The following is a 13,466-nucleotide window of genomic DNA, read 5'->3' on the forward strand; positions in this document are numbered from 1 at the left end:
CAGCTAAATCTTGGTTAAAAACATATGAAATTATTCTAGAAGATAAGTTAGTCAACAAATTACATTATCTTACCAGAGAATAAGCACAAATTTATATCTACTTATTTCTTACAATATAAGATTAAAGTATTGTCCATAAAAAAGGGGTTGCCCCCTTTTTTATAATATCCAAGCTGTTTAATTGCTAGAATGTTCTGATCAGCTTTTCATTAACAAACTCTTTTATACCAAGGTGGCCTAACTCTCTACCATAGCCTGACTTTTTAACGCCACCCATAGGCATTGTTGCATAGGTCCAAGACATGTGATTAACAAACGCAGTACCTGCCTCCATTTGTTCTGCTACACGTATGCCTCTAGCTTCGTTTTCTGTGTAAACAGAGCTACCTAGGCCAAATTGACTGTCGTTAGCCACTTTAATAGCTTCAGCTTCATCTTTGACAACAAAAACATTAGCTACAGGGCCAAAGATTTCTTCATCAAATGCCGGAGTACCAGACGGAATATCAGTAAGAATTGTAGGTTGGATAAATGCCCCTTCTCGTTTACCACCTAATAATAGTTTTGCTCCACCTTCAACTGATTTTTTGATCTGAGCTTCCACGTCAATAGCTGCTTTTTCTGTTGAAAGAGGACCATAATGGTAACCTTCTTTTGTGGGGTCACCCGGCATTAACTCTTGAAGGTGTGCTTTAACCTTATTCAAAAATTCTTCTGCAATAGACTCAACTAAAATGATACGTTTAGGCGAAATACAAATCTGACCGCTACATAGCATTTTGGTAAATGCTAGATATTCGGCAGTTTTATCAAGATTAGCGTCATCTAAAACGATAAATGGATCAACACCACCTAACTCCATCACTGTCTTCTTAACATTTCGACCTGCTTGTTCTGCAACTTTTGCACCTGCTGCGTTACTGCCAGTAAATGATACACCTTGCACTCTGTCGTCATCAATAATAGCGCCTGCATTGCGCGAAGATACAACCAAGTTAGTATAAACCCCCTCAGGCGTACCTGCATCAATCATAATTTGCTCAAAGGCTTTAGCACACTGAGGTACATTTGAAGCATGCTTAGTTAAAACAACATTACCAGCTATAAGGTTTGGTGCTGTACACCTGGCCGGTTGGTAAAATGGGAAGTTCCAAGGTTGAATGCCGTAAATGATTCCAACTGGTTGGTTGATCATTGTACCTTCACCATCTTTTGTCGAAAGCTTTTTGGGTGCTAATAATGATTCACCTTCATCAGCATAATAATCGAAGATCTCAGCAACTAAATCTATTTCAGCTCTACCGTGTTCAAGTTTTTTACCCATCTCTTCAGCCATTAACATAGCTAACTCTTCTTTGCGCTCTCTATATAACGCTGCGGCACGACTCAAAACAACAGCTCGTTCACTGAAGCTTTTATTTTTCCAAGTCTTAAAAGCCAAATTGGCCTTAGCGATAGCTATATCAACTTGGTTAGAAGTCATTTCCTCAAATGAAGCCAATACTTCACCGTTTAAAGGGTTTATTGAATTTATCGCCATACTGTTCTCCAAATATAAACAATATAAAAATCAAAACTCTCTTCTAGTTTTGTTTTAAATAGACTCATTGTGAGATGAAAAACTAAATTAATATCTAAAAAGAAATAATCACATGATACTTACCTCACAAGCAGGTTTAATTTATATACCTTTAGTTTATTTTCAATTAGTATACTTTTTTATACTTAGCTTCTTTTTCAGCATTAATGAAGTAAATATCAACAATTACAGATGGTTAGGTGTGTATATTTATTTTTAGAATTTTAAGAATGTTTTTAATATTTAAAAGATAACGTTTTCACACGCCATATATTTGCTTAAATAAGTTATGCGCGGTATGAAGTAATTAACAAAAAAACATCCAGAAGCTTTCAAAAATTATTCAGAAAACTTCTGTGTACAGAATTACTGTAATGAAAGACGATGGGTTAAAATAGAGCAGGTTTTGTAGAAATTTATTTAGATATTTCGATATTGTGTGTTTCTGACCAAACTTTAAGGTCATCTAATATTTTTAGTGCAGAACGGCCAAAATCTGTCAGCTCATATGTCACCGCTATCGGTCTATCGCTAATTACTTTTCTAATGACCATCCCTTCTTCTTCTAATTCTTTTAAGCGTTGATCGACCATTTTTTTAGTAGCCCCACCTAACATTCTAGATAAATCATTGAATCTAACAGGCTCATCTTTCAAATGGTAGATAATTGAACCCTTCCATTTACCGCCGATTAAACGCATGCCTTTTTCTATCGCACAAGGCTCCATACATGCGTTATAAACTTTTTTTCTTCCTTTACTGTCTGTTTTTACTGAACTTTCCACGAAACACCTCTTATTTAGCCTAGGTTACTAAAAGTATACTAATTGATTACTGTTAAATGGTAACTAAAATATACCACAAATAACCGTTCAAAATAAATTTTAATTTTGGAGAAACACAGATGAGCAACATTTTAATTATCAATGGTCACCAGTATTACCCTTTTTCTGAAGGTAAGCTTAACAGTACCCTAGTAGATAAAGCTGCAAGCTTATTAGAAGGAAAAGGACATAGTACACGTATCGTCACTATGTCTGAAACGATAGATGTTGAAAAAGAACTAGAGAACCATCAGTGGGCGGATTTCGTTATTTTCCAATCACCAATTAATTGGATGGGGGTTACTTGGTCTTTTAAAAAATATATGGATGAAGTGTATACAGCAGGAATGGGCGGTGCTTTATGTAATGGTGACGGTCGCCACCATGACTCACCTAAAGAAAACTATGGTATGGGTGGCACACTAACGAATACGAAATACATGATGTCATTGACTTTCAATGCACCAGAAGAGTCATTTAATGACGAAACTGAGTTCTTTGATGGCAAATCTGTTGATGATCTTCTGTTCCCTATGCATATGAACTTCAAGTTCTTTGGTATGAAGCCAATGGAAACATTTGCATGCTTTGACGTGATGAAAAATGCCGATGTTGAAAATGACCTAAAACGTTTTGAAGCACACATTAACAAGCACTTTTAAGGAACAATCATGAGCGTTGAATATACGACTAAATTGCACGCAGGAGCTGATTTTCCTGTAATCAAAGCAAAACTACTAAATGATAATATTAAAAAATTGTCTACTCCTGAAAATGGTTTGGATTGGAAAATGGTTGTAGTTTACAGAGGTCAACATTGCCCGCTTTGTACCCGCTACTTAAACCAGTTAGAAAATGCGAAAGACCTTCTTGCTCAAACAGGCGTAGATTTGATCGCCGTTTCAGGTGACAGTAAAGAACAACTAGAAAGTCATATGGAAAGACTTAATGTGACTTTCCCTATAGCATATGGCCTCACTGTTGAACAGATGGAAGAGCTTGGGTTGTATATATCAGATCCTAGGTCGCCTGAAGAAACGGATCATCCTTTTGCTGAGCCGGGTCTATTCGTCGTCAATGATGAAGGTAAAGTTCACGTAGTGGACATTTCAAACAATCCATTTGTAAGACCTGAACTTCAGTCATTGATTAGTGGCTTAGATTGGATAAGAAATCCTGCAAACAACTATCCTATTCGTGGTATGTATAAATAGGAGTTCAAATGAAAAAGGTTGTATTAGCTGGTGTCTTTTCAGCCCAATTATTTGGAAATGCGCTTGCTGAAGACTCGAAAATCGAGTCTGCGCACATAGCATCACCAAAACATTACAAACTACTGCTTGAGAATGAAGAAGTCATCGTGCTCAAGATGACACTAAAACCTGGGGAACAGGATAATTGGCATAAACACAATGCTGAGACTGTTTACTTCGAAAAAGGTGGTAAGGCGACGATAACAACCAGTGAGAAAGACATGACTTTGGAGATCCCGAATGGCTATGTAATGTGGCATGACCAATGGGAGCACCAAGTTAAAAATGTTGGTGACACAACTATCACTGCAATTATCGTTGAAAAGAGAAAATGATGTCAAAGACACAAATTAACATTGATATCGTTTCTGATGTGGTTTGTCCTTGGTGTGTAATTGGCTATGGTCGCTTAAAAGCGGCATTAGCCAATTTTTATACTAAATTCGACGTTAATATTGTCTGGCACCCCTTCGAGCTTAACCCCAATATGCCAAAAGAAGGTGAAAACCTAAGACAACATTTGTCGAAAAAGTACGGAACTACATTAGAGGGCAGCATTAGAGCCAGAGCCATGTTGACTGAAGAAGGCAAAAAAGTCAGCTTCAAGTTTAACTACTTTGATGAAATGAAAATGCTTAATACACATCAATGTCATCAACTGCTTTGCTGGGCCAAAGAAAGTGATTTTCAAAACCAATTAGCAGAGGCATTTTTTGAGCATTTCTTTAGTAATAGAGGTACTTTTACAGAGCCAGAACTTATTCATATCGTGGGTAAAGTTGGCTTGAATACCGAGCAAGCACAGTCAGTGTTAGCTAATAACTCATGTACTGAAGAAGTGAAGTTAACCGAAGAACACTGGCATCAAATAGGAATACAAGGCGTACCATTATTCATTTTTAACAGTGAAAAAGCACTATCAGGTGCGCAAGAAGTCGCAACCTTTGAAAATGTACTTAATCAATATTTAAAATAGAGACAACTTATCATGTTTACTTATTATGAACCGGATACGGCTCCAGAAGAGTCGAGACCACTAATGGAGCAATCTTTAGCAGGTTTTGGCATGATCCCAAACCTTCACAAAATTTTAGCTGAAGCGCCAGCAACATATAAAGCGTATAACCAAACCTTTACAAGCTTCATGAAAGAAACAACGTTTAGCCCAGTTGAGCAACAAGTTGTTTTTATGACGTCAAACTTTGAGAATAATTGCCACTATTGTGTTCCGGGCCATACATGGATGATGAAGTCATCTAAAATGCCAGATGATGTTATTGAAGCTTTGAGAAATGGCACTGTTCTACCAGACGCAAAACTTCAAGCGCTTCATAATTTCACAAAAGCCTTATTAGACAACCGAGGTCACATTGGTGACGCTAAGTTAAATGAGTTTTTGAATGCTGGATATACTAAGCGCCAAGCTTTGGAAGTGCTCACCGGACTGGCATCAAAACTAATCTCAAACTTCACAAACGCATTAACGCATACAAAAGTGGACGATGCTATGAAGCCTTATGCTTGGGAAAAGCCGGAGAAATAGTATGTCACTAGAAAATCATCCGATGTGGCGATTGCCAAAGCACCACTTAGATCATGATGATGCCCATGACCATGTTCATTGGGTTGAGTTATTTTATGATCTGATCCATGTGGTCATAATTTTCTTACTTGGAAACTTTTTAAGTGACCACTTGAGTGTGGGTGGTTTTCTAGCGTTTGCGGGACTATTTATCGCTGTGTGGTTCGCCTGGGCAGACTCAAGCGTATATAACTCGCTGTATGTCAGCACTGACGTAAAACATAGACTCATTATGTCTTGCCAAATTGTAAGCGCAATGGTGATGGCTGCGTCGATTCCACATGTTTTAGATAAGGGCTGGATGTATTTTGCCCTTGCTTATGCCGCCAATAGAATGATCACCGCCTATTTGTATCACAGAACAAATAGGCTTGGTGTTGAAGCAACAGTGCTTTCACAAACAGTAAGCCGCAACTTCTTTGTTCTTGCTATCGTATTCGCAATAAGTGCTTTTCTACCTAAACCATATAATTTTGCGGTATTTGCATTTGCCATACTTTCGATCCAACTCCTGTATATGCTTCCAAAAGTTGGGGTTTTAGAATGTAAACGATTTTTACCTAGACTAGGGCACATGTCTGAGCGTTTTGCTCTACTACTTCTCATTGTTGTTGGCGAAGGGTTCTTTAAACTCGTGATCACTCTTTCCGAAAAAGGCGTTTATAAAGTCACTCCAGAGGTACTGTTTAACTTTATGTTTGGAGGTATAGCGGTATTTGTTCAATGCTGGATTTATTTCGATTTTGTAGGCAATGGAAAACCTAAAAATCAAAGAAAGTGGACGCTAGTTAGCTGGTGGTTAGCGCATTTGTTTCTAATGCTTTCTGCTGTGATGGTGGGTGTTGCGCTGGCTGGTGAAGTAAAAGTAGGATTTTGGGACCCATACCCGCTCAAATATGGCGCCATAGGTTGTATCGGGCTTGCCTCATATTTACTGTGTCTACTTTTGATTCAATTCAATATTGAAGCACGCATTGCCCATCGATTTGCTACCGCAAAAGTACGAATGTTTGGTGTTGTTTTAGCTTTAGTAACATTATTGGTCCTACCCTACGTGCCAGCTCTAGTAGGTAACCTTTTATGGGGTACAGCGTTAATCTCTCAAATAGCAATTCCGGTAACAAGAGCATACATCACCTTTTCCAAAGAAGAACAGGCTAATGCCTAAGAATTGCGCACTAACGGTTAACTCAATAATTAGCGGGAATAATTGATGGACAAGGCACTTACAACTAGAAAAAAGGTATATGATATCCTTGAACATGGGTTCGATGGTTCAAGTACTAGCCGATTATTTAGCGGCTTTATCGTGTTGCTCATCATTTTAAACGTAAGTGCCATCATTCTTGAATCTTACAAACCAATAGGAGAAATGTACCATCAAGAGTTTCTCTTGTTTAACATTTTTTCTGTTGTTGTGTTTACACTGGAGTATTTCGCGAGAATATGGGTTTCTGTTGAGTCACCGCTCAGTGAGCGTTCTGGACCAACAAAATCAAGGCTTAAGTATTTATTAAGCCCGGTATCACTGATTGATCTGTTAGCAATAGCCCCTTTTTATTTATCATTCATATTTGCAATAGATCTAAGATATCTGCGTATGCTAAGAATGATCCGACTATTGAAGCTAACACACTATTTCAAAGGGCTTCATTTATTCATAGACGTTTTCAAAAAGGAGTTACCCAGTATAGGTGCTGCAATTATAATAATGAGTGTTTTAGTAATAATGTCAGCCAGTGTTATGTACGGCCTTGAACATGAGGCTCAACCCGATGTTTTTGATAGTATTCCAAGCGCTATTTGGTGGTCTGTAGTGACAATGACAACCGTTGGTTATGGGGATGTTATACCAGTGACTTTTTTAGGCAAATTTATATCCATTTTTATCATGTTGTTAGGTGTTGGTATCGTCGCTCTTCCTGCTGCTATGCTTGCTGCCAAGTTCGGTGATGAGCTGAGAACGCGAAAGCAACTTCTAGAACGTGAAGTAGAGAACGCTCTTAAGGACGGTATAATTACTTCAGAAGAACAAGCTGCTATTGAGAAGTTATCTCAATCAATGGGGATCTCATCTCAAGAACTTGAGCACGTAATTTTAAACTATAACAGACACAATTCTAAACCAGTGACATGCGAACATTGCGGTCAAACCTAGCTTTTTAGCGACCCCATATTAAAGCTTTTTGTTTAGGTGTGTAGTAAATACGTTTTTTTTGTTTCATTGCAACGTTCTCCATAATTAAGGATAGCATTGCATCCACCAATTGAACTCACAGCTCGATAGAGACCTTAACTCTAACTCACTTTGGGGCAGAAACGAGTTACGAAGTGCACCTGTGAAGGCTCTGGACAGAAATGAGTTAGAGATGAATGACAGTTGTGTGCCAAAAGCGGACATTCAATACTTATTTTTTATATATATTTTTGATTCGCATCATTGGAAACGGATTTAACGTGTTTCTCCCCAATTGAATAAAAGTAAATCGAATTAACGTCTTATGAAAACCTGCATTTGGAATTGCTTGCTTCACTTCTTTAATAAAGTTTTTATCAACGCCATTCTTAATGATGCCTAATGAAAAATCAGTTAGATCGGCTTTTCTGAAAGCCTCTGCAAGTATTTTGTGAGGGCCTTTATATTCAGTAATCAAATGGTGCATATCTATAATAATTTGAATTTCTTCTTTCCAGTCATCAAGACCTTGCTTTTCTAGCCACTGATGACAATCTTGATAAGATGGGACAAGATAATCCACTCTGTTATGAGTCCACAATGCAATATCATGGAAAACTGCGGCTATCTGAATTTTCTTACTTTCTTCTTGAGAAATATTTGGCAATAAGAAGTGACAATAATTAAGCATTCTGGTTATGTGATTTCTATAACCGTCAAAATCATTGTTAATTACATCACGAAACTCCTCTAAAATTTCATCAACAAGCTTATAACTAGTAACGACACTCATGCTTCACCTTTCAATAATTTAATTAGTGCACTCATTATATTGGTATGAATTCTATACGATATGGCTATAATGGCATTAAACATTACTATCTAGCCAAAATTACATGAAAGAAGTAGTCATTGTTGCTTTTGAAGGAATTAGCTTATTTCACCTTTCAGTGCCAATAGCTATTTTTGGAGACGCTGTACTGGAAGAAAAAAAGTTGTTTAATGTTCGTGTGTGTTCAGAAACAAACGGAAAAATAAACTCTGCAAATGGGTTAGGTATAGATATTGAAGACGACCCATCTATCATTCACCAAGCCGATATAATCATTATTCCTAGCTGGCAACCTGAAAAGCTTCCTAGCCCAAGTTTGATAGAACTGCTTGTCGACGCACATAAAAATAAAAAGTTAATCGTTGGTTTATGCTTGGGAGCTTATGCTTTAGCGTATAGTGGCCTACTGAAAGGTAAGAATGCGACAACTCATTGGAGATACGGAGATGATTTTAAAACAAGGTTTCCTCTCACCTCTTGCGATATTAATTCTTTATATTTATCTGAAAATAACATAATCACGTCTGCTGGAAGTGCTGCGGCAATAGACTGTTGCCTTTATATTGTAAGGCACTGTTATGGAGTTAAAACATCCAATAAAATTGCTAGAGTAATGGTTTCATCTCCAGAACGTAGTGGCGGACAAAAACAATATATAGAGAATCCAACCTTAGAAAAACCAAGAGATGAGCGGATTGCAAAGTTGATAGGTTTTGTTATGCAAAACACTACATACAATCATACTTTAGAAAGTGCTGCTAACTACTGCATGATGAGCACTCGTAGTTTCAGTCGAAATTTTAAATCAGCAAATGGTATCAGTTTTACATCTTGGTTGATTAACCTTCGGCTTAACAATAGCTTAGAATTATTAGAATCTACTAACTTTTCTATTTCCAAAATATCAGAGCAAATTGGCTTTAGTTCTGAGCAAGTATTTCGTAAGCATTTCAATAAAAAATTTGATACTACTCCAACGTCATGGCGAAAATTGTTCAATAGTTCTCACGGGAATTAAAAGTTATCTCTACGTCTGCTTTTCGCTCATTTGCGTAATTTAGTACAACGCCAATTAAAAACACTTTTAAAAGAGCTTGGTTAAAATTATTTAAATAAATCTCAGTTTTAGTGCCAAAGTGAGTAAAAAATCTCAAGTTGAGTGGCAAAATTAAAAAGTGACAATTTTTTAAGTCACTGAGAAGAGATAAGATAGTCTGCCTGAGATTCTCAAGTTAAGTGGCAGTCACCACTCATGGCCGTAAGCGGCTGACTGATCTCATGTTTAATTCCGGCACTGAGTTGACCTATGGTTGCCAATTTCGCTGCGCGCAGCAAAGCTTGATGTGTTTCAAGTAGCAGCTCAGAGCGGGAGTTAATTTGCGCCTCTAAGCTTCTTTGTGTAAAGAGAAACTGCTTGTAGCCTGCCAGCTTGACCAAAATCACTTCAAAAAGAATAAATAACGCAAGTAATAATACTGAACTCAGTGCCAAGCGGCTCCATTGATTGGCTGTCACATCATCAATTGCTGACAGAAAATATAATTAAGCATTGAGTGAATCAAGGGGCTTTTTGGCATACACAAAGTGTTTGGCTAAACGCTCTTATGTCGAAATTTGTAACTGTTCTACTTGCTCGTCAAAGCGCCAAGGTTGCGTGTTGATCTCACGTCCTGAGAATTGCCGAAAAGCATCAAATTCAGCGATGTCAGTTTGGCTTAAAGGTTGCGTTGAGACTAATCGCCATTTTTCTTGATCGGACATCAATACAATGCCTGATTTATCCATCAAGATGAAACTATGCTGATGACCTGTATCTAGGCTGTCACGAACCACTTCAAAATGGCTGGCGTTTACCTTAACAACAATAACGCCTTTAACTTCTCCTTGCTGCTCTATTGCCTGAGAAATATAAATGCCTCGAGCACCTGAGCGAAGCCCTACAGCAAAATCTATCGCACTATCCTTTTCAACCGCTACATAAAAGTATTTTCGAAAAGCAAAGTTACTTCCTATGTAACTATGTGGTGTTTGCCAGTTACTGCTGGCAGTCACCCATCCTTGCTCATTCAAACACATACACATCTGATGCGCCACTTAATGAATATCTGCAAGGTATTCATTAAGTGGCTTTAAATCATGACTTGTTTCGTTATCTAGTAGATCCAACATATGCGTGTTTTGTAGCACTAAATTTGGAATTGAAGTAAAACGCGCAAGTTCTGAGGTGAAATATTGATGAAGCTTTTCTAGATTTTCAGTGCTGTTTTGACGAGTCTGTTTGAGATCGTATTGCACGCCAACATGATAGATGGCGCACAACCCGATAATTAAACCCAAAAAATAAACACAAAGTTTGGTCGAAAGTTTTTGCTGCAAAAGTCTGCCTGTTTTAGTAACCAAAGACCCAAGAGCCGAGGGTCATAGTTAACAAGGTTATAAGCAATACTGCAATGATATTCATCATAAAGCCGGCTTTTACCATGTCTTTTATCTTTATCTCGCCGGAACCAAATACAATGGCATTTGGCGGTGTTGCAACTGGCATCATAAATGCGCAACTTGCAGCAATTGCTGCGGGTATCACCCAAATCAGTGGTGTGCCTGCAATTTGCTCTGCAACAGGGCCAAGTAAAGGTAAGAAGCCTGCGGCTGTGGCGGTATTAGATGTGATCTCAGTTAAAAAACAAATTAATGTCGCAACAACTAATACGCCTAAAATAAAGGGGATAGCAGATGCGCCAGCCAACATATCAGCAATAAATTGTGCAAGGCCTGAACTTTTGATTTGTGCAGCAAGCGCAAGACCACCACCGAATAAAAGTAATATCCCCCAAGGTACAGCTTTCGCTGAGTCCCAGTCCATCACCTTAGTCTTATTATCTTTCTTTGCAGGCAATACAAAAAGTAGTAACGCCGCAATAATAGCAATACCTGTATCTGTGATATTTAACCCTGTCCAGCTTGCTAAATAAGGCCTTAACACCCAGCTCACCGCAGCAAAAACAAACACAAACAGAACGTTCTTCTCGGCAAGTGTCATGCTGCCCAGATCATCTACTTGTTTTTGAAACAGCGTGTTTAGCTTGGCATTATTGCCAACTTGTTTTACGTTGAAAGCAAATCGAGTCAACCAATACCAACAAGTGACAATCATGGTAAAGACGAATGGCACAGCGAACATCATCCACTGAGCAAAGCCTATTTTGATTTGATGATTTTCCCACAGGTAAGCAGCCATCAGTGCATTTGGCGCAGTCCCTATGATGGTCCCCACTCCACCTATACTCGCACTGTAAGCAATTGCCAATAGCAGCGCCTTACCGTAATTATCACAACTACTATTGTTTTCTCGTAAAACGTAGATAACTGACAAGGCAATCGGCAACATCATTAGGGTTGTTGCTGTATTATTGATCCACATTGATAAAAAGCCACTGACCATCATCATGGCCAAGATCTGGAATTTTGGATTATTACCACTTTTCAGCATGGTGATCAGGGCAATTCGTTTATGTAAATGCCACTTTTCCATCGCAATAGAAATTAAAAAACCGCCTAAAAATAGAAAAATAAGCGGATGAGAGTACACACTCGTGACTGATTTTATATCGTTAATACCCGCCAATGGCACAGCAATGATCGGCACTAATGAGGTTACAGGAATAGGCACAACCTCACTCACCCACCACACACCCAACCACAGTGCTAAACCTGCGGTTTTCCAAGCAACCTCAGGCATACCAGATGGCGTATCAATTAAAAAGGTTGATAAGAAAATGGCTGGTCCGAGTAATAAATAAAAATAGTGGAAAAGTGTTTTATTGTTATCTGAAATCATATCCGTACATTACTTTATTATTTTCGTTGTTTTGGCTTCTGCCCTTTTTGCAACTACACTCAATACCGTTTGTATTGAAAGTAACCGCTAGAGATAAATTTACTATTTAGCGTGCAGATTACTTAGTAATTAAGGAGTGAGTATGAATGAGAGGGTTTTGAACGACAAGATGCAACTCTAAAAAAGAGGGTTCTAAAAGAGAAAATGCGCTTTCAGTCGTTAATAACTGAAAACGCAGCAAATTTTAACTGTGTTTAAAATGAAATTTTAAGCTTTATAGAAATTTAAGCCATAAAACTGATCAAGTGATTATCCCAGCGGATCTGATGTTGATTAATCGCATTTAACGCTTTGCCTACACCAACTAAGTTACCCCGCCCTGTTGTTGCGATAAATGTAGTTTTGCTACTCGCAACGCCAGCTGTATCATCCAGCGTTAATAAAGACTTTAATTCTCGTGTGCTTCTATCCCAAATACTCACCACTCCCCCGCGAGGAGAAGTGACAGCCAGCTCATTTTGGTCATTAACCGACAGGCTCGCAATGTACTGTTTAAAACGCATCCATTCATTATTAGTTGCTTGCATCGGCTGGAGCTGCTCACCTATTCTATGACCATAAATAAGCGGATTCACCTGATATACAGCACCTTGGTACTGACAACCAAAGTAAACGGTATCATCATTAGCCACACACAAGTGTCTAATACTTAAATGCTTGTCGCGCAGCTGATGCTTAGCAACAAGTTCACCATTAAGCGTATTAATATAGCTTAAGTTCGGTTGCATGGTGTCTAGGTTTAGCTTTTCTCTCGATTTAGCAGGATGAGTATGAATGCCGCCATTAGCAATCACCAAAGTTTGATTGTCACTTAACAGGGCTAGTTGATGTGGTCCTACGCCATGGCTTGAAAACTGCCCAACAATAGAAAAGCCTTTGGTATCACGAACGGTGATTAAACCGTCCCGTTCTGTCATATGTTCATCGAAGTAGTTTTCTGTTGTGAACAATAAACTTTCGTCAGCATTTAATACACCATGCCCAAAAAAGTGATGCTGAGGCTGGGCATTAATCTCTTGAACTACCAGCTTCGATGCGACATCAATAACGTGCAACTTAACGCCAGGCCTTCTAGCAAAGGCGATTATTCTATTTTGAGATTTAATATAGGCTAAATCGTGGGCGCGCTCAGAGATCTCAACGCGTCCATGTAGATGACCCTGCTCGTCAAACCAACCAACAAAATGTCGGTTTGCTTTATCTGTAAACGCACTAGCAAACACGGTTTTCGCCGGTACAGTACACGCCGACAACCATGGCATAAGAGTCGAACATGCACTTAATGCGACTGTGCCCTTAATAAAACTACGTCGATTCATATC

Annotated in this window: 16 protein-coding genes; 8 read left to right on the top strand and 8 right to left on the bottom strand. The window is 38.5% G+C overall.

The annotated features are described in order from the left end of the window. Positions 1–184 precede the first annotated feature (184 nt). Complete coding sequence (locus ACGHEH_RS07985) at positions 185–1,540, bottom strand: NAD-dependent succinate-semialdehyde dehydrogenase (RefSeq protein ID WP_390443742.1); 1,356 nt, start codon at positions 1,538–1,540, stop codon at positions 185–187. 455 nt (positions 1,541–1,995) lie between these two features. Next, positions 1,996–2,364, bottom strand: coding sequence for a winged helix-turn-helix transcriptional regulator (locus ACGHEH_RS07990; RefSeq protein WP_390443744.1), 369 nt, complete (start codon positions 2,362–2,364; stop codon positions 1,996–1,998). Positions 2,365–2,483: 119 nt separating this feature from the next. Between ACGHEH_RS07990 and ACGHEH_RS07995 the strand changes: the two genes are divergently transcribed. From ACGHEH_RS07995 to ACGHEH_RS08025, 7 genes are read left to right on the top strand one after another with little or no spacing between them, the layout of a single operon-like run. Then, complete coding sequence (locus tag ACGHEH_RS07995) at positions 2,484–3,065, top strand: NAD(P)H-dependent oxidoreductase (RefSeq protein ID WP_138634193.1); 582 nt, start codon at positions 2,484–2,486, stop codon at positions 3,063–3,065. A gap of 9 nt (positions 3,066–3,074) precedes the next feature. Then, positions 3,075–3,617 (top strand): redoxin domain-containing protein, encoded by a 543-nt coding sequence (locus ACGHEH_RS08000; RefSeq protein WP_390443747.1) that lies wholly within the window; start codon positions 3,075–3,077, stop codon positions 3,615–3,617. Positions 3,618–3,625: 8 nt separating this feature from the next. After that, positions 3,626–3,991, top strand: coding sequence for a hypothetical protein (locus ACGHEH_RS08005; protein WP_138566650.1), 366 nt, complete (start codon positions 3,626–3,628; stop codon positions 3,989–3,991). After that, positions 3,988–4,632 (top strand): DsbA family oxidoreductase, encoded by a 645-nt coding sequence (locus ACGHEH_RS08010; RefSeq protein WP_390443750.1) that lies wholly within the window; start codon positions 3,988–3,990, stop codon positions 4,630–4,632. Before ACGHEH_RS08005 ends, ACGHEH_RS08010 begins: the two co-directional genes overlap by 4 nt. 12 nt (positions 4,633–4,644) lie before the next feature. Continuing rightward, the gene (locus ACGHEH_RS08015; protein ID WP_390443752.1) at positions 4,645–5,199 is read left to right on the top strand and encodes a carboxymuconolactone decarboxylase family protein; all 555 of its coding nucleotides are present in this window, start codon (positions 4,645–4,647) and stop codon (positions 5,197–5,199) included. Position 5,200: 1 nt separating this feature from the next. Then, on the top strand, positions 5,201–6,406 hold the full coding sequence (locus ACGHEH_RS08020; RefSeq protein ID WP_390443755.1) for a low temperature requirement protein A: 1,206 nt from the start codon (positions 5,201–5,203) through the stop codon (positions 6,404–6,406). 45 nt (positions 6,407–6,451) lie between these two features. Then, a complete protein-coding gene (locus tag ACGHEH_RS08025; protein ID WP_390443757.1) occupies positions 6,452–7,396 on the top strand; it encodes an ion transporter in 945 nt (314 codons plus the stop codon). Between the two features lie 250 nt (positions 7,397–7,646). Here the strand turns inward: ACGHEH_RS08025 and ACGHEH_RS08030 are convergent, their stop codons facing one another. Continuing rightward, positions 7,647–8,207: a hypothetical protein gene (locus ACGHEH_RS08030; protein ID WP_138634174.1), complete on the bottom strand. Its 561-nt coding sequence runs from the start codon at positions 8,205–8,207 to the stop codon at positions 7,647–7,649. Between the two features lie 103 nt (positions 8,208–8,310). Here ACGHEH_RS08030 and ACGHEH_RS08035 point away from each other — a divergent pair, with 103 nt between their 5' ends. Further along, positions 8,311–9,264, top strand: coding sequence for a GlxA family transcriptional regulator (locus ACGHEH_RS08035; protein WP_390443759.1), 954 nt, complete (start codon positions 8,311–8,313; stop codon positions 9,262–9,264). 209 nt (positions 9,265–9,473) lie between these two features. Here ACGHEH_RS08035 and ACGHEH_RS08040 read toward each other — a convergent pair whose 3' ends face one another. The 5 genes from ACGHEH_RS08040 to ACGHEH_RS08060 form a co-directional block, all read right to left on the bottom strand. Then, positions 9,474–9,761 (bottom strand): hypothetical protein, encoded by a 288-nt coding sequence (locus ACGHEH_RS08040; protein WP_390443761.1) that lies wholly within the window; start codon positions 9,759–9,761, stop codon positions 9,474–9,476. A gap of 87 nt (positions 9,762–9,848) precedes the next feature. Continuing rightward, complete coding sequence (locus ACGHEH_RS08045) at positions 9,849–10,328, bottom strand: cache domain-containing protein (RefSeq protein ID WP_390443764.1); 480 nt, start codon at positions 10,326–10,328, stop codon at positions 9,849–9,851. Between the two features lie 12 nt (positions 10,329–10,340). Further along, on the bottom strand, positions 10,341–10,622 hold the full coding sequence (locus ACGHEH_RS08050; RefSeq protein WP_390443766.1) for a hypothetical protein: 282 nt from the start codon (positions 10,620–10,622) through the stop codon (positions 10,341–10,343). Positions 10,623–10,635: 13 nt separating this feature from the next. Then, positions 10,636–12,084 (bottom strand): SLC13 family permease, encoded by a 1,449-nt coding sequence (locus ACGHEH_RS08055; RefSeq protein ID WP_390443769.1) that lies wholly within the window; start codon positions 12,082–12,084, stop codon positions 10,636–10,638. Positions 12,085–12,368: 284 nt separating this feature from the next. Beyond that, positions 12,369–13,463, bottom strand: a complete 1,095-nt coding sequence (locus ACGHEH_RS08060) for a DUF1513 domain-containing protein (protein ID WP_390443771.1) — start codon at positions 13,461–13,463, stop codon at positions 12,369–12,371. Positions 13,464–13,466: the final 3 nt, after the last annotated feature.

It is taken from the genome of Pseudoalteromonas sp. MTN2-4 (assembly GCF_042848605.1).
In the GTDB taxonomy this organism is placed as follows: domain Bacteria; phylum Pseudomonadota; class Gammaproteobacteria; order Enterobacterales; family Alteromonadaceae; genus Pseudoalteromonas.